Below are 26,497 nucleotides of genomic sequence, written 5' to 3' on the forward strand. Positions count from 1 at the left end.
AGGCGACATGAGTATTCTCGACACCGTCACACCCGACAACGCGACCGGCGAAGTCGCCGAGATCTACGGCCAGATTCGGCAGGCCTGGGGCCACGTCCCGGCTGCGATCCAGGTGTTCAGCGCCAACCCGTTTCTGCTGCGCCACCAGTGGGAATACTACGGCAGCATCATGCAGCATCCGACGCTCTCGCTGCCCTTGACCGCGTGCATCCGGATGCTCGTCTCACAGGCCGGTAGCTGCGACTACTGCATCGACATGAACGCCGGCATGCTGATCAACGTCGCCGGCTGGACCCCCGACGAGGTCGCCGCGACCCGCGCCGACTTCAACGACAGCCCGCTCAGCGCGCCCGAAAAACTGCTGCTCGGACTGGTCCTGAAGGCGACGCGCGACGCCCGCAGCGTCAGCACCGCCGACCTCGCGATGGCGCGCGGCGCGGGGTGGTCGGACAGCGACATCCTCGACGCCGTGAATCACGGCGCGCGCATGGTCGCCGGCGACATCGTCATCAGCGGCTTCAAGGTCGAGCGCGACTTCTGAGGCGAGGCCCTTCGCTACAGCGGCGGCAGCGACGGCCGTAGAAGCAATATGTCCGTTCTTCGGGAGACGCAATGCACGTCATCCTGCACGATAAGCCCGTCGACATACGCTTGAGCGCCGCCGCCGCGAAGGCATTGGCCCGTCGCAGCGTCCCGCTGGTCGCCGAAATGGAGCTTCTGTTTTCCTGCTTGCTGCGCAAGCGGGTCCATTTCGGCGAGCGCAGCGAGAACGCGACCGCGGTGGATGCGCGTCTCGCGGTGCGCTTCACGCCGATCATGACGCGGCGCTGCAGCGTCGCCGAGGGCGGCGCGACCCCACCGTCGGAAGGCTTTCCCCTCGAAAATCCGCGTCCCTATGTTCCCGACTGGCTCGCGATCGACTACCGGCGCGGCGAGTGGGTGGGTGAGTTCGGCTACGCGCGGGGCCCTGACTGACGGAGGCCTGGCTAAAGTATTGCCGCTGGGAGGCCGATACGAGAAGGCGAAACAGCGACAGGATGCGGCGTCTCGCTGCGGCTCCTGACAAACTCCATCGCCGGCGTAGCCGGCTTTTTTTCCGTCCGCGTCATTAGAAACCATGCACCCCGACCGTAACGCTGTCGATCTGGAATTGCAGCAGTGTCACATCCGGCTCTTCGTTCCGCTGCCGATCCTGTTTGCGTGGTATCTGTTTTGGACGGTGAAGGGGCACCCGCAGGCGAGCAACGGGCTGGCGGTCGCCGGCGCGTTCCTGGTCTTCGCATTCGTGCATTGGCTGCGTGTCAGGACGAACCCCGGGCCTTATCCCGGTCGCCAGTTCACGGCAATTGCGGTTGATCAGACGGCCTGCATGATTGGCATGATCCTCACGGGCGAACTCGGTGCAATCATCGCCTTCGTGAATCTGTGGATATCCCTGGGGAATGGCATCCGCTTCGGGGTGAAATGGATGGCATTGTCGGCCTTGTTCGCGACGACGGGCCTGATTGCAGTGGGCCTGCTGTCGGACTATTGGACGCAGCATCCGATCTGGATATTCAGCCTGCTATTGCTCAACGTCGCCATCCCCGCCTACGTCGCGAGCCTGATCCGCGGATACCACGAAAGTCGGGCCCAGCTTGCGCGCTATGCGGGAGAGATGGAGGAGATTGCGCTGACCGACACGCTCACCGGTCTGCCCAACCGGGCGGCGTTTTTTTCCCAGTTGCAGAAGGCGGTTTCGCATGCCCAGCGTACGCAGTCTTCCATTGCCCTTCTCTATTTCGACCTCGACGGCTTCAAGCAGGTGAACGACAGCCTCGGGCATGCGCACGGGGACAGCTTGTTGAAGCAGACGGCCCTGCGCGTCGGGCAGTGTTTGCGCGGAGAAGACGTGCTTGCCCGTCTCGGTGGCGACGAATTCGTCGTGCTGCTCAACGCCCAGGACAAGGAAAAGCGCGTGGAAAAGGTCGCGGCGCGGATTCTTCAGGCCGTCGCGTCGATCGATCAGGTCGACGGCCACCGCGTCGAGGTCACGGCGTCGGCCGGGATCGTCCTCGTCAGCGGCGCGCACGCCGCCGCACTCGGATCGGAAGGCATGATCCACGAGGCGGACAAGAACATGTACGCCGCGAAAAAAAAGGGCAAGAACCAGACCGTCCTGTCGTCTTTTCCTGCCGAACTCCGCCTCGTCGCCGGCCTCGACCGCTGAGGGCTTTTTTGAGCTGTTCAGGCCGCGGCCAGCGCCAATACCTCGCGCGCGTTCTGCGTCGTGACGCGCGCGACGGTTTCGGTATCCACACCGCGTAACTCGGCCAGCGTGCGCGCGATCCCCGGCAGTTCTCCTGGAGAGTTCCTGCCGCGCCCGACCCAGGCCGGCGGGATGTCGGGGCTGTCGGTCTCGAGCACGATCGCCTCGAGCGGCAATTCGACGGCGAGGCGCCGCAGCTGGTTGGCGCGTGGCCAGGTGAAGGCGCCGCCGAAGCCGAGCTTGAATCCCAGCTTGATGAATGCGTCGGCCTGCTGGCGGCTGCCGTTGAAGGCGTGGGCGATACCGCGCACAGGAATACGGCGCAGCTGCTTGAGCAGCAGGTCGCTCGCGCGGCGGCCGTGCAGCAAGACGGGCAGGTCGTAGTCGCGCGCGATCTTGAGCTGCTCGACGTAGAAATATTCCTGCGTCGCGTAGTCGAGCTCGCGCACGAACAGATCGAGCCCGATTTCGCCGACCGCGACCGGGCGCTGCATCTCGATCTGTGCGCGCAGGTCGCTCAGATGTTCGGGGCGGTGCGCGCCGATGAGCATCGGATGCAGGCCCCAGGCGGGCAGGCAGCCGCGGTAGCGCGCGCAGGTCGCCGCGACCGCAGCGAAGTTGTCGCGGGTGACGGCCGGCACGACCTGCACGACGACGCCGGCGGCAAACGCGCGCGCGTGGATCGCGTCGCGGTCGGCGTCGAACTCGGCCGCGTCGAGATGGCAGTGGGTATCGAAGAAATCGGGCATCGGGCGCCGGGTCTGGCGGCTGAAAAAACAACGGCGCCACACGGACGCCGTTGTTTCCGAAGCAGCTGACCCTAGTCGTTGCTGGCGAAGCCGAGCAGATGCAGCAGGCTCGTGAAGAGGTTGAAGATCGCGACGAACAGGGTGACGGTCGCCATCACGTAGTTGGTCTCGCCGCCGTGGATGATGTTGCTGGTCTCGTAGAGGATGAGACCCGACATCAGGAGCACGAACATCGCCGAGACCGCGAGCGACAGCGCGGGCACCTCGAAGAAGATCGCGCCGAGGCCGGCGAGGAAGGCGACCAGGATGCCGACCATCAGGAAGCCGCCCATGAAGCTGAAGTCGCGGCGGGTCGTCATGACGTAGGCCGACAGGCCGAGGAAGATCGCCGCCGTGCCGCCCATCGCCATCATCACGACCTGGCCACCGTTCGGCAGCGCGAGGTAGGCGTTGAGGATCGGTCCGAGCGTGTAGCCCATGAAGCCGGTCAGGGCGAAGACGAAGGCGATGCCGAGGCCGCTGTCGCGGAATTTGGTCGTCAGGAACAGCAGGCCGAAGTAACCCACGAGCGTGATGATGAGGCCGGGATGCGGCAGGTTCATGGCCATCGACAGGCCGGCCGTGAGTGCCGAAAACGCCAGCGTCATCGCCAGCAGCATGTAGGTGTTCTTGACGACCTTGTTGGTCGAGGTGACCGCAGTCTGGCTGCGGCCGAGGGTGGTGACTTGCGGATTCATCTAGGCTCCTCTTGAATGATTGCAACGTCGTATCGTACAGAGTCCTGAGCGCGGCACAGGTTCCCCGATGCGTCGTGCCGCGAGCATACCGTGACGGTAGCCAGCGTGCCAGCGCAGACCCTGCCGCCGTCGCGGTCTAGCATTCGGCTATTTGTCGGCCGGGCTGGGTCGCATCATCAGGTTCATGAGCTCGCCCGGCATCGGGAAGACGATCGTGTTGGAACGGTCGCCCGCGATGCTGGAGAGGGTCTGCAGATAGCGCAGCTGCATCGCCTGGGGTCGGCCGGCGAGCACTTCGGCCGCGGCGAGCAGTTTTTCCGAGGCCTGCAGCTCGCCTTCGGCATGGATCACCTTGGCGCGCCGCTCGCGCTCGGCCTCGGCCTGCCGCGCGATCGCGCGCACCATCGATTCGTCGATGTCGACGTGCTTGATCTCGACGTTCGACACCTTGATTCCCCAAGCGTCGGTTTGCGCGTCGAGGATCTGCTGTACATCCTGGTTGAGCCGCTCGCGCTCGGCGAGCATGTCGTCGAGTTCGTGCTTGCCCAGCACCGCGCGCAGCGTCGTCTGCGCAAGCTGGCTCGTCGCGACCAGAAAGTCCTCGACCTGCAGGATGGCCTTCGCCGGGTCCATGACGCGGAAGTACACGACGGCGTTGACCTTGACCGAAACGTTGTCGCGCGAGATCACGTCCTGGCTGGGCACGTCGAAGACCACGGTGCGCAGGTCGACGCGCACCATCTGCTGCAGGCCCGGAATGACGATGACGAGGCCCGGGCCCTTCACCTTCCAGAAGCGGCCGAGCATGAACACGACGCCGCGTTCGTACTCGCGCAGGATGCGCACGCTCGCGACCAGAAGCGCGATGAGCGCGAACACGACAGTCAAGCCGCCAAATTCAAACATGGTCGTTCTCCTTGTCCGGTTCCACTTCGAGGATCAGGTCGTGGCGGGCGCGCACGCGCACGCGATCGCCCCGTTTCAGCGGCGTGCCGCTGCGCACCCGCCATTGTTCGCCGTGTATGCGGGCCCAGCCTTCGCCGGCCATGTCGTCGATGACCTCTCCGCGCGCGCCGAGCATTTCCTCGGCGCCGGTCACGACGGGGCGGCTGCGGGCCTTCAGCGCCATGCCGACGGCGAAGAAGCTGAACAGCGCGCTCGCCAACGCCACCGGCACGACGAGCATCCACGGAATGCCGTAGCCCGGCGCCTCGGTGTCGATCAGCATGACCGAGCCGATCGTGAAGGCGACGATGCCGCCGAGGCCGAGCGCGCCGAAGCTCGGGATGAAGGCCTCGGAGATCATCAGCACGATGCCGAGCACCATCAGCGCGAGTCCGGCGTAGCTGATCGGCATGACCTGCAGCGCGAACAGCGCGAGCAGCAGGCAGATGCCGCCGACCACGCCCGGGAAGAACATGCCGGGGTTGGAGAACTCGTAGATCAGACCGTAGATGCCGAGCAGCATCAGGATGTAGGCGATGCTCGGATCGCCAATCACGGCAAGCAGGCGGCTGCGCCAGTCCGGCACCACCGGCTCGACCTGCGCGTCGGCCGTCGCGAGCGTCACCTCGCCGGTCGCGGTTCTGACGACGCGGCCGTCGATCTGGCGCAACAGATCCTCGATGCTGGCCGCGATCAGATCGACGACCTTGAGTTCGAGCGCTTCGGGCGCCGACAGGCTCACGGCCTCGCGCACCGCGCGTTCGGCCCACTCGGCATTGCGTCCGCGCAGCTCGGCGAGGCCGCGGATATAGGCGGCGGCGTCGTGCACGGCCTTGCGCATTTTCGGGTCACCGGGCGGCTCGCGGGCTTGGTCGCCGGCCGGCTGCGCGGGCTTGTCGCTGCCGCCAGGAGCGAGTTCGACCGGGGTCGCCGCGCCGAGATTCGTCGCCGGCGCCATCGCGGCGATGTGGCTCGCGTAGAGGATGTAGGTGCCGGCACTCGCGGCACGCGCGCCGCGTGGCGAGACGTAGGTCGCAACCGGGACCGGCGAGGCGAGGATGGCCTTGATGATGTCGCGCATCGAGGTGTCGAGGCCGCCCGGGGTGTCCATCTCGATTACGACGAGCTGGGCGCTGTCCTTGATCGCCTTGTCGATTCCGCGCAGCAGGTAATCGGCGCTCGCCGGGCCGATCGCGCCCTGTATGGTGAGGACGCGAACGGTCGCGGCCGCGGCAGGCGCGCCGAGCACGAACAGCAGGGCCAGACCCAGCAGGATTCGGAAGGGATGCGCCATCCCCTCAATCTAGACGCCCGAATCCCCGCGGTCCAATCGGGCGGCCGGGGCTTACTCCGGGTCGCGGGGCGGGCGCTCAGGGTCCGGCGGCGGAGCGAGCGAGCGCAGCCTGAGGTGCAGCGCGGCCTTGGCGAGCAGGTGGGCGGAGACCGGGGCGGTCATGAACAGGAACAGCGTCACGAGCACCTCGTGCAGGCTCAGCTCGGCCGTGACGCTGAAATGCAGCGACGAGGCGATCAGCAGACAGCCGACGCCGAGCGTCGTCGCCTTGGTCGGGCCGTGCAGGCGCGTGTAGAAATCCCTGAGGCGCGCGAGGCCGAGCGAGCCGACGAAGGTGAACGCCGCGCCGGTCAGGATGAGGAAGGACAGGACGAGGTCGAGCATGACTATTCGATGATGTCGCCGCGCAGCAGGTATTTGCACAGCGCGACCGTGCCGACGAAGCCCATCATCGCGATCAGCAACGCGGCCTCGAAATAGATCGGGTTGCCGAGGTCGATGCCGAGCAGCACGAGCAGCGCGATCGTGTTCACGTACAGCGTGTCGAGGCCGAGGATGCGGTCGGGGGCGTCGGGACCGACGATCAGCCGGAAGAAGCTGAACGCGAAGGCGAAGGCGACGAGGCCGTAGGCGATGGGAATGACGGTGTTCAGCATGATTCGAAAATCGCCTTCAGCGGCGCCTCGTAGCGGTGTTTGATCTCGGCGACCATGGCCGCGGCGTCCGCCGTGTCGAGGCTGTGGACCGTGAGCGTGCGGCGATCCGCGCTCACGAGGACCGACACGGTGCCGGGCGTGAGCGAAATGGTGTTGGCCAGCAGGCTGATCGCAAGATCGGTTTCGAGTTCCAGCGGGATGGTGATGAAGGCCGGGCGCAGGCTCGACGGCCGGCCGAGGATCAGCCGCGCGACGCGCACGCTGCCGACGACGATGTCGTACATGACGACGACGAGGTAGCGCAGCAGCACCGGCACGTTGCGCACGCGGACCGATTGCGCCCACAGCGATGCGGTCGCGAACGGGATCAGCCAGCCGAGCAGCGCGCCGAGCACCGCATGGCCGGCCGAGAAGTCGTTGACCAGCAGCAACCAGAGCAGGGCCAGCGCGAGTGTCAGCAGCGGGTGCGGCAGCAGGCGCCTCATGGCCGGTCTCCGAGCACGGCGTCGATGTAGGTCTGGGGGGCGAGCAGTTGCGCCGCCGTCGCTGCGCTGTAGTCGGCGAGCGTTCCGGCCCAGATCACCATGCCGAGTACGAGCAGCAGCAGGCCGGCCGCGGGCAGCCATTCGATGGGGCGGGGCGCGGAGAGCACCTCGGGGGTCGAGTGCGTGCGGTAGAACAGCAGGCTGCCGCTGCGCGCCAGGGCGATCACCGCGAAGAGGCTCGTCGTCAGCACGATCGCCCAGACCCACGCCAGCCACGGCGAGCCGAGTGCCGCGCGCAGCAGCATGAATTTGCCGAGAAAGCCCGACAGCGGCGGCAGGCCCGCGAGCGCGATCGCAGCGACGAAGAAGAGACCGCCGAGCACGCGCGCGCCCGGCATCGCGGCCCCCGAGTCGAAGCGGTCGCCGAGCGTGCCGCGCGCGCCCGCGATCGGCGCCGCGAGCAGGAAGAAGGCCGCCGTGCCGAGGGTCGTATGAGGCAGGTAGTAGAGGCCCGCCGCGATACCTTCGGCGCTGTCGAGGGCGAAGGCGGCGAGCAGGGTGCCGACCGAGGCGATGACCAGATAGGCGATCTGCTGGCGCAGGCTCGTGCTCGCGACCGCGCCGAGCGTGCCGGCGACGAGCGTCGCCAGCGCGAGCGGCATCAGCCAGTCGGCGAGCAGGTTGGCGACCGCCCCCGCCTCGGCACCGAACATCAGGCTGTAGACGCGCAGGATGCTGTAGGCGCCGACCTTGGTCATGATCGCGAACAGCGCCGCGACCGGCGCGCTGGTGTGTGCGTAGGCGGCGGGTAGCCACAGGTGCAGCGGCAGCAGTGCGGCCTTGAGCGCGAAGACGCCGAACAGCATGAGCCCGGCTGCCTCGACGAGCGCCAGATTCTCGGGAACCGTGCGCGCGAGCTTGACCGCCAGGTCGGCCATGTTGAGCGTGCCGGCGACGCCGTAGAGCGTGCCGACGGCGAACAGAAAGAGCGTCGAGCCGACCAGGTTGATGACGACGAAATGGAGACCCGCCTTGACGCGCAGCCTGCCGCCGCCGTGCAGCAGCAGGCCGTAGGAGGCGAGCAGCAGGATCTCGAAGAACACGAACAGGTTGAAGAGGTCGCCGGTGAGGAAGGCGCCGTTCAGGCCAAAGAGCTGCAGCTGGTAGAGCACATGGAAGTGGCGGCCCTCGACGTCGGTGCCGGCGAGCGCCTGCAGCAGGGCGAACAGCGCGACCAGCGCGGTGGCCATCAGCATCCAGGCGGCGAGGCGGTCGGCGACGAGCACGATGCCGAAGGGCGCGTCCCAGTCGCCGAGCTTGTAGACGAGCTGGGTGCCCTCGCCGGCCGTGCCCAGCAGCGCGAACGCGAGCGGCACCAGGGCCGCGGTCGCGACCAGGCTCGCGGCGCGCTGGAGCACGAGCGGCGCGCCGCGCAGCGCCAGCAGCACGATGCCGGCGACCAGCGGCAGCAGCACGGGCAGGATCGGCAGGTGCGTGCTCAGGCCGCTCATCGCGCCGTGTCCTCCCCGCTGTGGGTGCCGTCGACATGGTCGTTGCCGAATTCGGCGCGCGCCTTCAGCGCGAGCACGATGACGAAGGCCGTCATGCCGAAGCTGATCACGATGGCGGTAAGGACCAGCGCCTGCGGCAAGGGGTCGGTGTAGGCGGTCGCGTCGGAAATCACGGGCGGGACGCCGACCGCGAGCCGCCCCATGACGAACAGGAACAGGTTCACGGCGTAGGACAGGAAGGTGAGGCCGAGCACGACGGGGAAGGTCTGGCCGCGCAGTGCGAGGAACACGCCGCAGGCGGTGAGCACGCCGATGATAAGTGCGATGAGGGCTTCCATCAGCGGCGCGCCTTTCGGATGCGGCTGTCGTGCAGCGCGCCGAGCTTGACCAGGATCAGCAGCGTGGCGCCGACGACGACGAGGAAGACGCCGAGGTCGAAGGCCATCGCCGAGGCAAGTTCGAAATCGCCGACGACGGGCCATACCAGATGCCCGAAGGTCGACGTCAGGAAGGGATACCCGAACGCCCAGCTCGCGAGCCCGGTCAGCGTGGCGAGGCCGAGCCCGGCCGCGATCAACGGCTGGGTCGAGGCCGGGAAACGCTCGTGCAGGTGGGTGCTGCCGCGCGCCAGATACTGCAGGATCAATGCGACGGCGGTGACGAGCCCGGCGATGAAGCCGCCGCCGGGCTGATTGTGGCCGCGCAGCAGGATGAAGACCGCGACCAGCAGGGCGAGCGGCAGCAGCAGCCGGGAAAGCGTGGCCATGATCAGCGGGTGGCGGTCGCGGTCCCAGGCGCGGCCCGCACTGTCGCGGTCGGGTGCGTCGAGGCGCAGCGTGTCGAGCAGCGCATAGATGCCGAGGCCCGCGAGCGCAAGCACGGTGATTTCGCCGAGCGTGTCGTAGCCGCGGAAGTCGACCAGGATGACGTTGACCACGTTCTTGCCGCCGCCGCCGGGCACGCTGTTGGCGATGAAATAGCCGGCGATGGTCTCGTAGGGCCGCGTCAGCACCGCCCAGGCGAGCAGGGCGGCGCCGCCGCCGGCGACGAGCGCAAGCGCGCCGTCACGCCAGAGCCGTGCCGCGTCGCGCTCGCGGGCCGCGCGCTCCGGCAGGAAGTAGAGGGCAAGGAGCAGCAGCACGATGGTCACGACTTCCACCGACAGTTGCGTCAGCGCGAGGTCGGGCGCGGAGAATTTGACGAAGATGAGCGCGACGACGAGACCGACCACGCCGAGCGTAATGAGGGCGACCAGGCGCTGGCGGTGGTACCAGACGGTGGCGAACGCGGCAACGACGAGGCTCGCGCCGGCGAGCAGGCTCACCGGGTCGAGCGCAAGCCCCGCCCGCGTGCCCGTGAGCGGCGTCGTGCTGCCCAGCCACGGGGCGACGCCCAGGCCCAGGGCGGCGAGCAGGACAAGGAAGACCTGACGTTGCAGCGCGCCCGTGTCGAGCGCGCGGGTGATCCAGCCGGATAGCGAAAACAGGCCTTGCAGCAGCATGTTGTAGGCCACGCGCGCGTCGACGCGCTCGAGATAGCGTTCCTGCAGCGCAAACAGCGGCCGACGCAGGCGGTAGATCGTCACTCCGCCGGCCAGCGCGAGCAGGCTCATCGCCAGCGCGGGGTTGAGGCCATGCCAGAGCGCGAGATGGTATTCGGGCAGCGGAGCCTGCAGCGTGCCCGCCGCCGCAACGGCCAGCAAGGGGCCGACCGTCGGCGCCGGCACGATCCCGACGACCAGACACAGCACGACCAGGATCTCGACCGGCACCTTCATCCAGCGCGGCGGCTCGTGCGGGGTGCGCGGCAGGTCGGTCGGCTTGCCGTTGAAGAACACCTGATGGATGAAGCGCAGCGAATAGGCGACGGCGAGCGCGCCGGCCAGCGTCACGAGCGCCGGAAACACCCAGCCGCCGAGGCGGTGCTCGGACAGCAGCGCCGCTTCGGCGAAGAACATCTCCTTGGAGAGAAAGCCGTTCAGCAGCGGCACCCCCGCCATCGCCGCGGCGGCCACCATGGCCAGCGTCGCCGTGTAGGGCATGTAGTGCCACAGCCCGCTCAGACGCCGCAGGTCGCGCGTTCCCGCCTCGTGGTCGATGATCCCCGCCGCCATGAACAGCGAGGCCTTGAAGGTCGCATGGTTGATGATGTGGAACACGCCGGCCACGGCCGCAAGCGGTGTCGACATGCCGAACAGCAGCGTGATGAGTCCGAGGTGGCTGATCGTCGAATACGCGAGCAGCCCCTTGAGGTCGTGCTTGAACAGCGCGACGTAGGCGCCGAGCAGCAGCGTCGCGAGCCCCGCCCCGCTGACGAGCCAGAACCATTCGGGCGTCCCCGACAGCGCGGGGTAGAGCCGCGCGAGCAGGAACACGCCGGCCTTGACCATGGTTGCCGAGTGCAGGTAGGCCGATACCGGAGTCGGTGCCGCCATCGCGTGCGGCAACCAGAAGTGGAAGGGAAACTGCGCCGACTTGGTGAATACGCCGAGCAGGATCAGCGTGAGCGTCGGCCCATAGAGCGGATGCGTGCGGATCATCTCGCGCGCGGCGAACACGTCCGACAGCTCGTAGCTGCCGACGATGTGGCCGAGCAGCAGCACGCCGCCGAGCAGGGCGAAGCCGCCGAGTCCGGTCACGGCGAGCGCCATGCGCGCGCCCTGGCGCGCCTCCTCGCGATGCTGCCAGTAGCTGATGAGAAGAAAGGACGACAGGCTCGTGAGTTCCCAGAAGACGACGAGCTGGATCAGGTTCTCCGACAGCACGATGCCGAGCATCGAGCCCATGAACAGCATCAGATACGCGTAGAAGCGCCCCATGCTGTCGCGCGGCGACAGGTAATAGCGGGCATAGACCACGATCAGCAGGCCGATGCCGAGGATCAGGCCGGCGAACAGGAGTGCCAGGCCGTCGAGGCGGAAGGCAAGATTGAGTCCGAGCGCCGGCACCCAGTCGTGCTGCTGGATCAGCGTGTCGCCGGCAAAGGGCAAGGGGAAGAGCGGCGCGAGCAGCGCGAGCGCTGTCAGCGTGACTGCGCCGGCGGTCCAGGCGGCGCGAACGCGGCCGAAGTGTGCGGCCAGAGCGACCAGTGCGGCACCGAAAAAGGGGGTCAGTACGGCGAGGAAAAGCGTCATCGAAAGCGATCAAATGGCATGGGTCGCATGCCGCTGGGGTCGGCGTATCTTAACGTGACTTGGGAAGTCGGCCCTACGGCCAGGATGTCCGAGCGAATCGGCCGCGGCCGGAGCCACTCGGCGGGGCGTCGCGGCGCGCCCGCTCAGGCGTTGCGTTCCGTGGCTCCCGCGAGCGTGTGCAGCGCTTCGGGTGGCGTCGCGCGAAGAGAGGGCCCGATCAGGGCGTGGCGTTCGAGCAGGCGGTACATCGTCGCGCGCGAGACGCCGAGCTCGCGGGCGGCTTCCGAGACGTTGTGCTGGCAGCGGCGCAGGGCCGAGCGGATCGCATCGGCTTCGGCCTTGGCGCGCGCGCCGTCGAGCGTGAGGCCCGGTGCGCAGGCGGCGCGTCTTTCCATTCCAAGATCCTCCGGCGTCAGATAGGGGTGTTCGGCCATGATGATGCCCTGCCGGATGCGGTTGACCATCTCGCGGACGTTGCCCGGCCACGCGTACTGGTTCATCGCGCGCAGCGCCTGCTGGCTGAAGCCCTTGACCTTGCCGAGCGTCTCCCATGAAAACTTGTCGAGCAGCGCCTGCGCGAGCAGCTCGATGTCGCCGTGCCGGTCGCGCAGCGGCGGGACGACGAGTTTGACGACGTTGAGCCGGTAGTAGAGGTCTTCGCGGAACAGGTCTTTCGCCACGGCGTCCAGTAGGTCGACGTGCGATGCGGCAAGGACGCGGATGTCGAGCTGCACCGACTGCGTCGACCCCAGGCGCTCGATCACCTTGTCCTGCAGCACGCGCAGCAGATTGGCCTGCAGGCTGAGCGGCAGGTCGGCGATCTCGTCGAGGAAGAGCGTGCCGCCGTCGGCCGCTTCGATGCGGCCGATCTTGCGCTGGTGAGCGCCGGTGAACGCGCCCTTCTCGTGGCCGAACAGTTCGCTCTGGATCAGATGGGGAGGAAGCGCCCCGCAGTTGACCGCGACGAAGGGTTTTCGCGCACGCGAAGACATATCGTGGATCGCGCGTGCGGCGAGTTCCTTGCCGGTTCCGCTCTCGCCGGCGATCAGTACCGGTGCGTCGGTCTTGCTCGCCTTGCGCAGCATGTGAGCGAAGCTCAGCATTGCCGGGCTGCTGCCGACGATGCCGTATTCCTCGAGGGTCTCGAACGGCGCCTCCGGGTGCTGGAGCAGCTGCCCCTTGCCCCAGGCATGACCGAGCGAGATCGCGAGCCGCTGGCTGTCGACCGGCAGGGAATGGAAGTCGTAGACGCCGGCGAGAAAGTTGCGATGCTGGGGGCCGGGCCGCCAGAAAGCCGGGTCGGACAGCGCGATCCATTGCAGGGACCGCTGCCGGCCCACGAGCTCGAAGAGACGGTTGTTGCCGGCGCGCTGAAGTTGCACCAGACCGGCGTGGAAGGTATGGCCTTGAAGCTGCTTCGCGAGGTCCTGAAGCCCCGTCGCGCGATGCACGCGCCAGCCCTCCGCGCAGAGAAACCGATGAATCTCGCCGTGCACGCAGTCGTCGACCAACGCGACGACGTCCCGCTCAACCCAAGCCATTCTGTCTCCTCTCGGAATGACGATGCACCGCGACCGCGCATCGGCCCGGCCGCGATGTGAGCCGCGCCCGGGGCCTCCGACGGGCGCTGCCGCCATCCACAAAGTGTAGGACATCGGCTGCGGGCGGTCGGTAGGCAGGCCCTGTCACTGGTTCGCCGGACGCGGCGCCTCCTGCCTTGCCTGTCCATGGGTTTCATGCAAGCATGAAGCACCGCCTGCGGCGGGCCGTCATGAGGCTTGAGCCCCTTGCTCGGACAACGCGGTGCGGCCGCCGGGCGTAGTCGGCGGGTCTCTGAAGAATCATCAAACCCCTACACGGGCTGTCGGCCCGACCGGCTTGCCCCGGCCTGCGCCGTAAAACTACCGTGGATATTTTTCTGGAGCCATTGATGAGAACGTCGACTCAAGCGATCGCAGCGTTTCCGGTCGCGGCCGCGCCGAGGAGTGCGAAATGGATGCGCTAACCCAGTATTTCCCCGACCTCGAGACCTGGCGCGGGCCGCTCGTGAGCGTCCTGCACGTCGTGCTGATACTGGTCCTGGCCTGGCTCGCGCTGCGACTGTCGCGCAGGGGGCTCGCCCGTCTGCGCATGCGCCTGCAGCAGGATCTCGACGACTCCGAGCGCATCAAGCGCCTCAATACGCTCGAGCAGGTCTTCCGCTACGTGCTTGCGGTGCTGATCATCCTCGTCGCCGGCATGCTCGTGCTGTCGGAACTCGGCATCTCGATCGCGCCGGTGCTCGCCGCCGCCGGGGTCGTCGGCATCGCGGTCGGCTTCGGCGCGCAGAGCCTGGTCAAGGATTACTTCACCGGCCTGTTCCTGCTGCTCGAAAACCAGGTGCGCCAGGGCGACGTCGTCGAAGTCGGCGGCAAGGGCGGGCTGGTCGAGGAGATGACGCTGCGCTACATCCGGCTGCGCGATTACGAGGGGAGCGTGCATTACGTGCCCAACGGCATCATCGACACCGTCACCAACCGCAGCCGCGGCTTTGCCTTCGCGCTGATCGACGTCAGTGTCGCCTACCGCGAGGACGTCGACGCCGTGTGTGCGGTGATGCGCGAGGTCGCGGCCGACCTGCGTGCCGACCCGGAACTGTCGAGCAAGATCGTCGAGGACATCGAGATCGCAGGCGTCGAACAGTGGGCCGACTCGGCGGTCGTGATCCGGTGCCGCTTCAAGACCCTGCCGCTCGAGCAGTGGAACGTGCGCCGTGCGTATCTGCAGCGGCTCAAGAAGGCCTTCGACGCGGCGGACATCGAGATTCCGTTTCCGCATCTCACGCTTTACCAGGGTCAGAACAAGGACGGCAGCGCGCCGCCGCTGCGCCTGGAGCGGGCGCGCGGCGGGCGGACGGCGGAAAATCCGCATGCTGGCGCGGCCAGGCTGACTTCGGTCAATCCCGGCACCGGGCGCTGAGCTCGCTGCCGCCGGCGCGGCGGGCAGGCCGGTAACAGGGTGAATCCTGGAAAGATTTTGGGCATCCTCCCCGGGGGGAGGTCTACGTCCGATCGTCGCGGCTGCGCCGCGTGCGGCAGGGCGCTCAGCGCTTGCGATCGAGTTGCGTCGGGATGCGTAGACCGACCCGGGTGATACGGCCTTTGACGACGGTGCGCACGACGAACTCGAGTTTGCCGAGGCGCACGCGGTCGCCCGGGCCTGGATGACGGCGCAGCGTCCGCGTGAGGAATTGCGCGAGCGTCAGCTCTGCCGCCCCCGCGGGCAAGGGCAGGTCGTACTGGCCGGCTACGGCTGCCATCGACGCGTCGCCATGCAGAACGAAGACCCCGTAGAAATGGCGTCGCTCGAGGTGGGGCGGCGCGACCGGCGCGACCAGGAGCTCGCTCAGTGTGTCGCAGTCGGCGCTCGGCGCGAGCAGGTACAGGGTGTCGCCGGGAAGCAGCCTGCCGGCGATCTCGGGCGTCAGCGTCTCGTTTCCGCGCGCGATCGCGACCGGGCGGGCAGCGCCGGGAAGCCAGAGGGCATTGGCAGGCTGGCCAATGAGCGTGGAATTGGGCGGCAGCTTGAACCCGAGGAAAGCGTGCCCGCTCTCCGCGCTCGCTTCCAGGTCGTGTCGTTCGTTCGGCTCGGGGGCGGGCGGCACCTCGAGCTGCAGCAAGCGTGCGAACAAGGGGATCGTCCAGCCCTGTACGGTCAGCGAAATCAGCACGACGAAGAAGGCGACATCGAGAATCAGCGACGCCTCCGGGATGCCGGCGAGCAGCGGAAACAAGGCAAGAACGATGGGCACGGCGCCGCGCAGGCCGACCCAGGCGATGAAAATCTGCTCGCGCCCGGAAAAACGGAAGGGCAGCAGGCAAAGCCCGACCGCCACGGGTCGTGCGACCAGCATCAGCACCAGCGCGATAGCCAGCCCCGCCGCGGCGTTGTCGACGAGCTCGTGCGGCGACGCCAGTAACCCGAGCATCAGGAACATGCCTATCTGCGCGAGCCATGCCAGGCCATCGTGCACCTGCAGGATGTTGCTCGCCTCCCGCGGATTGCGGTTGCTGACGACGACGCCGCACAAGTAGATCGCAAGAAAGCCGCTTCCGCCGAGTACCGTCGTAAGACTGTAGGACAGCAGCCCGCCGGCCAGAATCATCATCGGATACATGCCGCGTTCGAGCCGCAGCCGGTTGGTCAACCAGACGAGCAGTGCCCCGCCGCCGAGCCCGGCGATCAGGCCAAGGCCCAACTGCTGAATCAGCAGTGCGAGCGTTTCCCAGCCCGGGGTCGAGCGTCCCGCGGTGATCAAGGCGATGAAGGCGAGCGTGAGCAGGGCTGCCATCGGATCGTTGCTGCCGGATTCGATTTCGAGCGTCGCCGCCAGGCGCTCCTTGAGCGTGAGGCCCTTGGCGCGCAACAGCGCGAATACCGCGGCGGCGTCGGTCGATCCGACCACCGCGCCGACGAGCATGCCTTGCAGATAGCTGAAGTCGAGCACCCAGGCGGCGAAGAACCCGGTGACCACGCAGGTGATCACGACGCCGGCGGTCGCGAGCGTCGCGGCCGGGCGCAGGCTGCCCCTGAAACTTTCCGCCCGCGTATTGAGTCCGCCGTCGAGCAGGATGACGGCAAGCGCGACGCTGCCGGCCATGTAGGCGAAGCCGCTGTGGTTGAATACGATTCCGCCCGGGCCGTCCTCGCCCGCCAGCATGCCGACGGCGAGAAACACCAGCAGCAGCGGCATGCCGATGCGGTAGGAGAGTGCGCTTGCGAGCACGGCCACGAGCAGCAGGACCGCGCCCGCGAGTACGAGCTGGTTGATGAGTTCCATGGAGGGCGCCCTCAGGCCCGACCTCGCCCCGTGGCAGCGCGGCGGGACGTGCATACCGTGCGGCGGGTCGCGGCGCACGGAAACCGAGGTGTCAGCATAGTTGCCGGCATCGGTCCCGGCGGCCGTCCTCGGGAGAATGTGCCAGTCTGTATGATCGGGCGGCCGGTGTTGTTGGCCGGTCCAAGCCCGGCGGCGGTCCGTCGGCCTCGCCTCTTCAGCCTGTGATGTGGAGAAAAGCTCATGCCGGACATCGTCGTCGTATGGCTTTCGCTTCTTGCCAGCCTCGCCGTGATCGGCGTGGCCGGGGTGCGGCTTTCTCGCTACGGCGACGTCATCGCCGAGAAAAGCGGCATGAGCCGTGGCTGGGTGGGGCTGATCCTGCTGGCCTCGGTGACCTCGCTGCCGGAACTCGTGACCGGGGTTTCCGCGGTGACCGTCGCGGGCGTCCCCGACATCGCCGTCGGCAACATTTTCGGCGCCTGTGTCTTCAATCTCGGCTTCATCGTGGTGCTCGACTTTCTCTGCCGCAAGGAATCGATCTATACCCGCGTGCGCCAGAGCAACGTGCTGGCGGCGGGCTACGGCGTCGCCCTGATCGGGTTCGCCGGATTCAACCTCTTGCTCTACCGCGACGCCGCGATTCCCGCACTCGGGCATGTCGGCCTCTATTCGCCGATCATCCTGCTGCTGTATTTCCTCGCGATGCGCTCGCTCTATCGCCACGAGAAGGCGCACCTCGCTGACGCGGTCGAGGCGCGCGTGGACTCGTATCCGCAGATGAGCCTCAAGCAGGCGGTCCGGGGCTATGCCGTGGCCGCGCTGGTGGTCGTGGCGGCGGGTGTCTGGCTGCCCCACATCGCGGCGGACCTGGCCGAGGCGATGAATTGGAAGCAAAGCTTCGTCGGCACCCTGTTCGTCGCCGCCGTGACGACGACGCCGGAAATCGTCGTCACGGTTTCCGCCTTGCGCATGGGCGCCGTCGACTTGGCCATCGGCAACCTGCTCGGCAGCAATCTGTTCAACGTCGCCATTCTCGCCGTCGACGATTTCGCCTACATGCCTGGCCCGCTGTTCGCCGACGTCTCGATCTCGCATGCCGCCTCGGCCTTCTCGGCGATGATGATGAGCGGACTTGCGATCGTCGGCCTCGTCACGCGGCCGACGTCGCAGGTGTTGCGCTCGGTGAGCTGGATCAGCCTGCTGCTGCTCGCCGTCTACCTGCTGAACAGCCTCTTCCTCTATCTCTATGGACACTGACGCAGACACCGCCCGCCAGGCCTGGCATCGCCTCGACACCGAGGCCGCGGCCGCGCAGTTCGACAGCGACCTGAACCGGGGGCTCTCGGCGCAGGTGGCCGCCCAGCGTCTGGCGCAACAGGGCCCCAACGCGCTCCAGGAGGGCGGCCGTCGCCACCCGTTGGCGATGCTCGCCTCGCAGTTCACCGATTTCATGATCCTGGTGCTGATCGCCGCCGCCGTGATCGCGGGCATCGTTGGCGAGCCGGAGGACACGATCGCGATCGTCGTCATCGTGTTCCTCAACGGCATCATCGGCTTCGTCCAGGAATATCGCGCCGAGCGTGCGATGGCCGCGCTGAAGAAGATGAGCAGCCCGCAGGCGCGCGTGATCCGCGACGGCCAGGCGGCCTGGATCGACGCGCGCGAACTCGTGCCGGGCGACGTCGTCGAGCTCGAAGCCGGCAACATCGTTCCCGCCGACCTGCGGCTGATCGAGCTCTCCGCGTTCAAGGTCGACGAATCGGCGTTGACAGGCGAGTCGCAGGCGGTCGAGAAGCAGCACGCGCAACTGAGCGAGGTCGAGCTGCCGCTCGGCGACCGGCTCAACCTCGCGTACAAGGGCACGGTCGCGACCTACGGCCGGGCGCGCGGGCTCGTCGTCGCCACCGGCATGCAGACCGAGCTGGGCAGGATCGCGACGCTGCTGGCGGGCGAAGCGGGCAAGACGCCGCTGCAGAAGCGCCTGGCGCGTTTCGGCCAGCATCTGGCGCTCGTCGTGCTCGCGATCTGCGCGATCATCTTCGTCGCCGGCTGGCTGCGCGGCGAGCCGCCGCTGGTGATGCTGCTGACCGCGGTCAGTCTTGCGGTCGCCGCGATCCCCGAGGCGCTGCCGGCCGTCGTGACGATCTCGCTCGCGCTCGGCGCCGCGCGCATGGTGCGGCAGAACGCGCTGATCCGGCGGCTGCCCGCGGTCGAGACGCTCGGCTCGGTCACCTATATCTGCTCGGACAAGACCGGCACGCTGACCGAAAACCGGATGCGCGTCGACCGCCTGCAGGCCGCCGGCGAGACGCGACCGGGATTGCAGGAGGACGGCGGGGCGCCGTGGCACGAGCTCGGGCTCGCGATGGCGCTATGCAACGACGCCGTCGCCGACGCCGACGGCAGCCTGAGCGGCGACCCGACCGAGACGGCGCTGCTCGACGCGGTGCTGTCGGCTGGCCTCGATCTCGCGGCGCTGCGTCAGGCGCTGCCGCGCGAGGGCGAGCTTCCGTTCGACTCGGAGCGTGCGCGCATGAGCACCGTGCATCGCGAAGGCGAGGGCGCGCTCGTGCTCGTGAAAGGCGCCCCCGAGAGCCTGCTGCCGCGCTGCGTCGATGGGCTCGGACCGTCAGGGCGCGCACCGATCGACACGGACGCGCTGCACGACGAGGCCGAAAGGCTCGCCGCGGACGGCTTGCGCGTCCTCGCCTTCGCGCTCAGGCGCTTGCCACGCATGCCGGACACGCTCGACGTCGACACGCTCGAATCGGGACTGAGCTTCGTCGGACTGGCCGGGCTGATCGACCCGCCCCGTCCCGAAGCGGCCGAGTCGGTTGCGGCGTGCAAGGCCGCCGGCATCATCCCGGTCATGATCACCGGCGACCATCCGGCGACCGCGCGCGCGATCGCGAGCCGGCTCGGCATCATCGACGCCGACGCCAAGGTGCTGACCGGTGCCGAACTCGCGAAGCTCACGCTTGCGGAGTTCGAGCGCGAAGTCGATACCGTGCGCGTCTACGCGCGCATCAACCCCGAGCAGAAGATCAAGATCGTGCAGGCCTTGCAGGACAAAGGCGAGTTCGTCGCGATGACCGGCGACGGCGTCAACGACGCGCCGGCGCTGAAGATGGCCGACATCGGCGTCGCGATGGGCAAGGGCGGCACCGACGTCGCGCGTGAAGCCGCGCACATGACGCTGCTCGACGACAATTTCGCGACCATCGTGCACGCCGTGCGCGAAGGGCGGCGCATCTTCGACAACATCCGCAAATTCGTCAAATACACGATGACGAGCAATTCGGGCGAGATCTGGACCATCTTTCTCGCGCCGTTCATGGGCCTGCCGATCCCGCTGCTGCCGATCCACATCCTTTGGATCAATCTCGTGACCGACGGCCTGCCCGGGCTCGCGCTCGCCAACGAGCGGGCCGAGCGCGACGTCATGGCGCGGCCGCCGCGTCCGCCGAAGGAAAGCATCTTCGCCCACGGCATGTGGCAGCACATCCTGTGGGTCGGCCTGCTGATGGGCGGCGTGTCGCTACTGACCCAGGCGTGGGCGATCCACACCGAATCGGCGCACTGGCAGAGCATGGTGTTCACGGTGCTGACGCTGTCGCAGCTCGGCCACGTGCTCGCGATCCGCTCCGAGCGTGAATCCCTGTTCCGCCACGGCGTGTTCTCCAACCGCATGCTGATCGCCGCGCTCGCAGTGACCTTCGCGCTGCAGATGGCCGTGCTCTATGTGCCCTGGCTCAACCCGATCTTCAGGACCGCGCCGCTGAGCGCGGGCGAGCTCGGTGCCTGTCTCGCGCTGTCGTCGGTCGTTTTCATCGGCGTCGAGATCGAGAAGTGGCTGGTGCGCCGGGGCTGGCTCTACGGCGGAAATTGAGCGGCGCGCGCGGGGCGCCGCAGGCATTCAGCCGCCCAGCACTTCGGCGCGCAGGGCCGACACCGCCGCGCGCACCGCTTCGAGATCGCCCGGAGGAACCCGCGCGTACTCGGCGCCGCTCAGCTTGATCGCGTGCTGCTGGCGCCGCAGTTCGCGGTAGGCATCGGCCGCGCCCTGCGCGAGCGTCGCTGGAACGAGGCCGGCCGCGCCGGCGCGCAGGAGCAGCGCGATATTGCCCACGTTGTCGGCCATTTCGGGATGCGCCGCGCTGTGCCGCAGCACGAGGTATTGCACGCAGAATTCGACGTCGACGATGCCGCCGCGGTCGTGCTTGAGGTCGAACAGTTCGCTCGCGTTGACGTGACCCGCGTGCATTTTCTCGCGCATCGCGCGGACCTCGGCGCGCAGCGCCTCCGCGTCGCGGGGCAGGCACAGCACTTCGCGGCGCAAGGTCTCGAAGCGCGCGCCGATTTCGCCGTCGCCGCAGACGAAGCGCGCCCGCGTCAGCGCCTGATGCTCCCATACCCAGGCGTGCTGCAACTGGTAATCGCGGAACGCCGCCATCGAACTGACGAGCAGCCCCGAGGCGCCGTCAGGGCGCAGCCTGAGGTCGGTTTCGTAGAGGATGCCGGCCGACGTAAGCGTGCCGAGCCAGGTGTTGATGCGCTGCGCGAGCCGTGCATAGGTTTCCTGTGCGCGCGGGTCGGCGTCGTCGTAGAGGAACACCAGGTCGAGATCGGACGCGTAACCGAGCTCCTTGCCGCCGAGCTTGCCGTAACCGACGACGGCGAAGCGCGGCGCGTCGCGGTGACGTGACTTGAGGCCTGCCCAGCAGCGGCCGAGTGTTTCGGCGAGCAGCGTGTCGGCCAGATACGACAGGTGATCCGACAGCGCTTCGAGGGTCAGGCGCCCGGCGACGTCCTGCGCCAGCAGGCGCAGCGTTTGCACCTGCTTGAAGCGGCGCAACGCGTCCATCTGCGCCTCGGTGTCGTTCGGCTGGGCGTCGAGCTCGTCGCGCAGCTGCGCGGCGAGCGTGGGCCAGTCGGGCAGCGCCAGCAGCGACTGCGGCGCGATCAGCTCGTCGAGCAGTTGCGGTTGCCGCGTGATGAGCTGCGCGGCCCAGGGGCTCGCGGCCAGCAGCCGTACGAGCTGGCGTAGCGCGGCCGGATATTCGGCGAGCAGGGCGAGGTAGGTGGCGCGGCGCGCGATCGATTGCACCAGCCGCGCGAAACGCTCGAGCGTGGCCTGCGGGTCGCGCTGGCTGCCGATGACTTCGAGTGCCGGCGGCAGCAGCGCGTTCAGCCGCAACTGGGTCGATTCGGGCAGCCGCGCGCTCGCCTCGCGCAAGGCCTCGAGCGTCGCCAGCACCTGCGCGGCATCGTCGTAGCCGGCGTTCTCCAGCAAGGCCGTTGCCGCTTCGACGCCGGCCGTGCCACAGCACACGGCGGTGAGCGGATGGCTCATCTGGTCGGTCTGCGGCGCGGCGAACGCCTGCTCGAAGTGCCGCGTCACGCGGCTGCGGTGGCGGTCGAGCGCGGCAACGAGCGTGCCGTAATCGGCGACGCCCATCGCCTCGGCAAGCATCGCCTGCGAATCGGTATCGTCGGGCAGGCGCTGGGTCTGCGCGTCGTCGAGATACTGGATGCGGTGTTCGAGGCGGCGCAGAAAGTCGTAGGCCGCCGCGAGTTCCTGCCGCGCGTCGGCCGCGAGCAGCCCGCTTTTCGCGAGTTCGCCGAGCACCGTGAGCGTCGGCCGCTGCTGCAGCGTGCGGATCTGGCCGCCGCGTATGAGTTGGAACACCTGCGCCGTGAACTCGATTTCACGGATGCCGCCGGGACCGAGCTTGACGTCGGTCGCCATTTCGCGGCGCACGACTTCGCGGCGGATCTGCGCGTGCAGCTCGCGGATCGCGGCGAAGGCCTCGAAATCGAGGTACTTGCGGAATACGAAAGGTCGCACGACCGCGGCGAGTGCGTCGTGATGCCCGCCCGTCAGCGGCCGTGCCTTGATCCAGGCGTAGCGCTCCCAGGGCCTGCCGTGCGCGACGAGATAGTCCTCGAGCATATCGAAACCCATCGCGAACGGCCCGGACTCGCCCCATGGCCGCAGCCGCAGGTCGACGCGGAAGACGTAGCCGTCGGCGGTGTTCTCGCCGAGCGCCGCGGTGAGCTTGCGCCCGAGGCGGACGAAGAATTCGTGATTGCTGATCGAGCGCACCGCGGCGTCGCCGTCCGCCGCGGTCTCGCCTTCCTCGGGATAGAGATAGATCAGGTCGATGTCGGACGAGACGTTGAGTTCGCCGCCGCCGAGCTTGCCCATGCCGACGACGACCATGCGCTGCGGCGCGCCGTCGGCGCCGCGCGGCTCGCCGTGGCGCGCGGCGAGCGTCGTGTGGTGGAACGCGAGTCCAGTCTCGATGCTCGTTTCGGCGAGCGCGCTCCAGGTCGCGACGACTTCGCCCAGATCGGCGCTGCCAGCGAGGTCGCGCGCGGTCGTGACGAGCCAGACGCGCTGACGCAACTGGCGCAGGCGCCGGTGCAGGCTGTCCTCGTCGACGCACGGCGGCTCGCTCAGAAAAGCCACCATCGCATCGCGCCCGAAAGGCCGCTCGAGCATGGGCACGAGGGCCTCTGCAAGGGCGGGCTGCGCGGCGAGCAGGCGGCGGCCGAAACGCGAGCAGCGGGCAAGCCGTTTCAGTGCGGGATTGCTCATGGCATGGATTAGAATTTGTGCTTTATCGGACACTCTAACAGCGGAGAGCTTGTATGGCAGCCATCGAGTCGGTACTGACCGAAACCCGTGTATTCCCGCCTGCCGAGGCTTTCGTCACGCAGGCCAACGTCGCCGGGATGGAGGCCTACCAGGCGCTGTGCCGCCGCGCCGAAGCGGACTACGAGGGGTTCTGGGCCGAGCTCGCCCGCCAGCACATCGACTGGAAGACGCCGTTCACGCGCACGCTCGACGAAAGCGACGCACCGTTCTATCGCTGGTTCGACGACGGCGAGCTGAACGTTTCCTACAACTGCCTCGATCGCCATCTGGCGACCCGGGGCGACAAGACCGCGCTGATCTTCGAGGCCGACGACGGCAGCGTCCGCACGGTCACCTACAAGGAACTGCACGCGCGCGTCTGCCAGTTCGCCAACGGCCTGAAATCGCTCGGCGTCGGCAAGGGCGACCGCGTGATCGTCTACATGCCGATGAGCATCGAAGCGGTCGTCGCGATGCAGGCCTGTGCGCGCATCGGCGCGATCCATTCGGTCGTGTTCGGCGGCTTCTCGGCGAAGAGCCTGTTCGAGCGGATCGAGGACGCGCAGGCCAAGCTCATCGTCACGGCCGACGAATCGCTGCGCGGCGGCAAGGCCGTGCCGCTCAAGCGGGCGGCCGACGAGGCGCTGGCCATGGGCGACACCTCCTGCGTCGAGCGCGTCGTCGTCTACCGCCGTTCCGGCGGGGAGGTGAACTGGTCGGCGCGCGACCTCTGGTGGCACGAACTGACCCAGACCCAGGCCGAGACCTGCGAGCCGGTCTGGGTGTCGGCCGAGCACCCGCTCTTCATCCTCTACACTTCGGGGTCGACCGGCAAGCCGAAGGGGGTGCAGCATTCGACCGGCGGCTACCTGCTCGGCGCGCTGCTGTCGATGCTTTGGGTATTCGACGCCAAGGCCGACAACGACGTGTACTGGTGCACGGCCGACGTCGGCTGGATCACCGGGCACACCTACGTCGCCTACGGCCCACTCGCGCTCGGCATGACCGAGGTCATCTTCGAGGGCATCCCGACCTATCCGCACGCCGGGCGCTTCTGGGAAACCATCGCCAAACATAAGGTCACGACCTTCTACACGGCGCCGACCGCGATCCGCAGCCTGATCAAGCTCGGTTCCGAACTGCCCGCGCAATACGATCTGTCGTCGCTGCGTCTGCTCGGAACGGTCGGCGAGCCGATCAATCCGGAGGCCTGGATGTGGTACCACGAGGTCATCGGCGGTGGCCGCTGTCCGATCGTCGATACCTGGTGGCAGACCGAGACCGGTGCCCACATGATCGCGCCCTTGCCGGGCGCGGTGCCGACCAAGCCGGGCTCGTGCACGCTGCCGCTGCCCGGCATCATGGCCGCGGTCACCGACGAGCACGGCGGGCCGGTCGCGAAGGGTCAGGGCGGCTATCTCGTGATCAAGCGGCCCTTCCCGTCGCAGCTGCGCACGCTGTGGGGCGACCCGGAACGTTTCAAGAAGACCTATTTTCCCGAGGAGATGGGCGGCAAGACCTACCTCGCAGGCGATTCGGCGCACCGCGACGACGACGGCTATTTCTGGATCATGGGTCGCATCGACGACGTGCTGAACGTCTCGGGCCATCGCCTCGGCACGATGGAGATCGAATCGGCGCTGGTGTCCAATCCGCGCGTCGCCGAAGCGGCGGTCGTCGGGCGCCCGCACGAGGTCAAGGGCGAGGCGGTCGTCGCCTACGTCGTGCTCAAGGGCGCGCGTGCGGTCGGCGACGAAGCGAAGGACATCGCGCGCGAACTGCGCGACTGGGTCGGCAAGGAGATCGGCCCGATCGCCAAGCCCGACGAGATCCGTTTCGGCGAAAACCTGCCGAAGACGCGCTCAGGCAAGATCATGCGCCGGCTGCTCCGGGCGATCGCCAAGGGCGAGGAAATCACCCAGGACGTCTCGACCCTCGAAAACCCGGCGATCCTCGATCAGCTCAAGGAAGCCGTGAAATAAGCGCCGCGGACGCGGCGCGGCGCTGCCTCGTACCCGGTGCCCACCGCGCCCGTCTGCCCGGAAGCCGCGCGGCACCGAGCGCTTTGCCCGAGCGTGCCTCCGACGCCCATGCCGGCACGACCGAGACGCGCGTCGGAATTCTTTCCACCGCCACCGCACTGAGCACCGCCAGCGTCTGGCTGTTATCTGCGGTGCCACGGGCACGCCCGCCCGTTGCCTACATGCAAGCGGCGAAAGGCGCGCGTTTTTGTCGGAGTCCTTTACATGGCCTCGACGGCGAAACGGCGAAGACGCGGGGTATCTGACGTCTTTTGATTCATAAAAACAAGGACCAGGGTCTTTGTATTTGCCTGTCGGCTCGATTCTTGCGGCCATCAAAAGGCCATGCCTAACGCGTGGTCAAATTGTCTACAGAGGAGACAGGTCAAATGGAACTTCCAAAGCTTACCCGCACGCTGTTCCGTACCCTGATGGTCTCAGGGGCGCTGAGCGTTGCTCCGCAGGCCAACGCGCTCGACATCGATGCCCTGACCCTCGCGGCAGACGGCTGGATCGTCAATACCAACTATTGGACAACCAACCAGAACGCGACGCTCACGACCAGCGAAGTGGCAAATCTGGTTGATCCGATGAGCCCGCCCGACCTTGGCGTCGCGTACAAGCAGGATTACGACATGCTGCCGCCGGACGACGGCAGCGCGGCGATGTACTACTCGACGTCGTTCTCGGGCGATCCGAACGATGCAACGATCAGCTGGGATGCAGGTGCAATGTATTACATCGCCTGCCCGTCCTGTTACCTGCTGGTGAAGGATGGCAGCGCCATTCCCTCCCAGTACGTTTTCGACATCAGCGGGTGGGACGGCCAGGAGGCGATCAATCTGTCCAATTTCTGGGCGAACACGCCGGGCGCGATTTCCTTCGTTGCGATCTACAACAACGCCCAACCGGGTGGCGGTGGCGGCGGCACGATCACGCCGATCCCCGAAGCCGACACCTACGCCATGATGCTGGCCGGCCTGGGTCTGGTCGGATTCGCTGCAAGGCGCAGATTGAGCTGAAGTCAACGCCCAGTGAAACAGCGCCGCCACGGCGCTGTTTTTTTTCCCCACCCATGGCCGACTGTCACGGCGTTCCGCGCGCGGGCCGTTGACGCCGGCTGCAGGCCTGACGGCGATCCTGCAACCGCCTGCGGCGGTTCCCGCCCGGGCGGGAGCGACGATCTCATCCGCGCCATTCCTTCCCCGGCCCGGCTTCCTCCAATCCTACAGCGACGTGCGGTCTTCTCCGCTACTGGC

The 26,497-nt window shown here is 67.6% G+C and carries 21 protein-coding genes; 8 read left to right on the forward strand and 13 right to left on the reverse strand.

Features of this window, described 5'->3' with window-relative positions; genetic code table 11:
• Positions 1-7: 7 nt before the first annotated feature.
• From TBD_RS02455 to TBD_RS02465, 3 genes are all read left to right on the forward strand, one after another.
• The gene (locus TBD_RS02455) at positions 8-541 is read left to right on the forward strand and encodes a carboxymuconolactone decarboxylase family protein (protein ID WP_011310997.1); all 534 of its coding nucleotides are present in this window, start codon (positions 8-10) and stop codon (positions 539-541) included.
• A 71-nt stretch (positions 542-612) separates the two neighbouring features.
• Positions 613-975: a hypothetical protein gene (locus TBD_RS02460; RefSeq protein ID WP_011310998.1), complete on the forward strand. Its 363-nt coding sequence runs from the start codon at positions 613-615 to the stop codon at positions 973-975.
• Positions 976-1,117: 142 nt separating this feature from the next.
• Complete coding sequence (locus TBD_RS02465) at positions 1,118-2,209, forward strand: GGDEF domain-containing protein (RefSeq protein ID WP_011310999.1); 1,092 nt, start codon at positions 1,118-1,120, stop codon at positions 2,207-2,209.
• A gap of 17 nt (positions 2,210-2,226) precedes the next feature.
• Here TBD_RS02465 and TBD_RS02470 read toward each other — a convergent pair whose 3' ends face one another.
• The 11 genes from TBD_RS02470 to TBD_RS02520 all read right to left on the reverse strand — a co-directional run bounded on the left by TBD_RS02470 (position 2,227) and on the right by TBD_RS02520 (position 13,299).
• Positions 2,227-2,997 (reverse strand): TatD family hydrolase, encoded by a 771-nt coding sequence (locus tag TBD_RS02470; protein WP_011311000.1) that lies wholly within the window; start codon positions 2,995-2,997, stop codon positions 2,227-2,229.
• A gap of 71 nt (positions 2,998-3,068) precedes the next feature.
• On the reverse strand, positions 3,069-3,734 hold the full coding sequence (locus tag TBD_RS02475; protein WP_011311001.1) for a Bax inhibitor-1/YccA family protein: 666 nt from the start codon (positions 3,732-3,734) through the stop codon (positions 3,069-3,071).
• A gap of 147 nt (positions 3,735-3,881) precedes the next feature.
• Positions 3,882-4,640: a slipin family protein gene (locus TBD_RS02480; RefSeq protein ID WP_011311002.1), complete on the reverse strand. Its 759-nt coding sequence runs from the start codon at positions 4,638-4,640 to the stop codon at positions 3,882-3,884.
• The gene (locus TBD_RS02485; RefSeq protein ID WP_011311003.1) at positions 4,633-5,973 is read right to left on the reverse strand and encodes an NfeD family protein; all 1,341 of its coding nucleotides are present in this window, start codon (positions 5,971-5,973) and stop codon (positions 4,633-4,635) included. Before TBD_RS02485 ends, TBD_RS02480 begins: the two co-directional genes overlap by 8 nt.
• 51 nt (positions 5,974-6,024) lie before the next feature.
• Entirely contained in the window at positions 6,025-6,357 is a 333-nt protein-coding gene (locus TBD_RS02490; RefSeq protein ID WP_011311004.1) for a Na+/H+ antiporter subunit G, read from the reverse strand.
• Positions 6,358-6,359: 2 nt separating this feature from the next.
• Entirely contained in the window at positions 6,360-6,629 is a 270-nt protein-coding gene (locus tag TBD_RS02495) for a K+/H+ antiporter subunit F (RefSeq protein ID WP_011311005.1), read from the reverse strand.
• A complete protein-coding gene (locus tag TBD_RS02500; RefSeq protein WP_011311006.1) occupies positions 6,623-7,114 on the reverse strand; it encodes a Na+/H+ antiporter subunit E in 492 nt (163 codons plus the stop codon). Before TBD_RS02500 ends, TBD_RS02495 begins: the two co-directional genes overlap by 7 nt.
• Positions 7,111-8,625 (reverse strand): monovalent cation/H+ antiporter subunit D, encoded by a 1,515-nt coding sequence (locus tag TBD_RS02505; protein WP_011311007.1) that lies wholly within the window; start codon positions 8,623-8,625, stop codon positions 7,111-7,113. Before TBD_RS02505 ends, TBD_RS02500 begins: the two co-directional genes overlap by 4 nt.
• Positions 8,622-8,963: a Na+/H+ antiporter subunit C gene (locus TBD_RS02510; RefSeq protein WP_011311008.1), complete on the reverse strand. Its 342-nt coding sequence runs from the start codon at positions 8,961-8,963 to the stop codon at positions 8,622-8,624. The genes TBD_RS02505 and TBD_RS02510 overlap by 4 nt, the downstream gene beginning before the upstream one ends.
• Complete coding sequence (locus TBD_RS02515; protein WP_011311009.1) at positions 8,963-11,758, reverse strand: monovalent cation/H+ antiporter subunit A; 2,796 nt, start codon at positions 11,756-11,758, stop codon at positions 8,963-8,965. Before TBD_RS02515 ends, TBD_RS02510 begins: the two co-directional genes overlap by 1 nt.
• 143 nt (positions 11,759-11,901) lie before the next feature.
• Entirely contained in the window at positions 11,902-13,299 is a 1,398-nt protein-coding gene (locus TBD_RS02520; RefSeq protein WP_049750202.1) for a sigma-54 dependent transcriptional regulator, read from the reverse strand.
• Positions 13,300-13,750: 451 nt separating this feature from the next.
• Between TBD_RS02520 and TBD_RS02525 the strand changes: the two genes are divergently transcribed.
• Positions 13,751-14,716, forward strand: coding sequence for a mechanosensitive ion channel family protein (locus tag TBD_RS02525; RefSeq protein WP_011311011.1), 966 nt, complete (start codon positions 13,751-13,753; stop codon positions 14,714-14,716).
• Between the two features lie 124 nt (positions 14,717-14,840).
• Here TBD_RS02525 and TBD_RS02530 read toward each other — a convergent pair whose 3' ends face one another.
• Positions 14,841-16,577 carry a potassium/proton antiporter gene (locus TBD_RS02530; protein WP_011311012.1) on the reverse strand — a complete coding sequence of 579 codons (1,737 nt, stop codon included), beginning with the start codon at positions 16,575-16,577 and terminating at the stop codon, positions 14,841-14,843.
• Positions 16,578-16,817: 240 nt separating this feature from the next.
• Between TBD_RS02530 and TBD_RS02535 the strand changes: the two genes are divergently transcribed.
• Both TBD_RS02535 and TBD_RS02540 read left to right on the forward strand, forming a co-directional pair.
• Positions 16,818-17,834 carry a sodium:calcium antiporter gene (locus TBD_RS02535; RefSeq protein ID WP_011311013.1) on the forward strand — a complete coding sequence of 339 codons (1,017 nt, stop codon included), beginning with the start codon at positions 16,818-16,820 and terminating at the stop codon, positions 17,832-17,834.
• Positions 17,824-20,466, forward strand: a complete 2,643-nt coding sequence (locus tag TBD_RS02540) for a cation-translocating P-type ATPase (RefSeq protein ID WP_011311014.1) — start codon at positions 17,824-17,826, stop codon at positions 20,464-20,466. The genes TBD_RS02535 and TBD_RS02540 overlap by 11 nt, the downstream gene beginning before the upstream one ends.
• Positions 20,467-20,493: 27 nt before the next feature.
• Here TBD_RS02540 and glnE read toward each other — a convergent pair whose 3' ends face one another.
• The gene (gene glnE / locus TBD_RS02545; protein WP_425314939.1) at positions 20,494-23,193 is read right to left on the reverse strand and encodes a bifunctional [glutamate--ammonia ligase]-adenylyl-L-tyrosine phosphorylase/[glutamate--ammonia-ligase] adenylyltransferase; all 2,700 of its coding nucleotides are present in this window, start codon (positions 23,191-23,193) and stop codon (positions 20,494-20,496) included.
• Between the two features lie 38 nt (positions 23,194-23,231).
• On the opposite strand from glnE, the gene acs reads away from it, so the two are divergent.
• Together acs and TBD_RS15070 are read left to right on the forward strand one after the other, a co-directional pair.
• On the forward strand, positions 23,232-25,199 hold the full coding sequence (acs, locus tag TBD_RS02550; protein ID WP_011311016.1) for an acetate--CoA ligase: 1,968 nt from the start codon (positions 23,232-23,234) through the stop codon (positions 25,197-25,199).
• 428 nt (positions 25,200-25,627) lie between these two features.
• Positions 25,628-26,260 (forward strand): PEP-CTERM sorting domain-containing protein, encoded by a 633-nt coding sequence (locus TBD_RS15070; RefSeq protein ID WP_011311017.1) that lies wholly within the window; start codon positions 25,628-25,630, stop codon positions 26,258-26,260.
• Positions 26,261-26,497 lie beyond the last annotated feature (237 nt).

Source organism: Thiobacillus denitrificans ATCC 25259 (assembly GCF_000012745.1).
Classification (GTDB): Bacteria; Pseudomonadota; Gammaproteobacteria; order Burkholderiales; family Thiobacillaceae; genus Thiobacillus; species Thiobacillus denitrificans_B.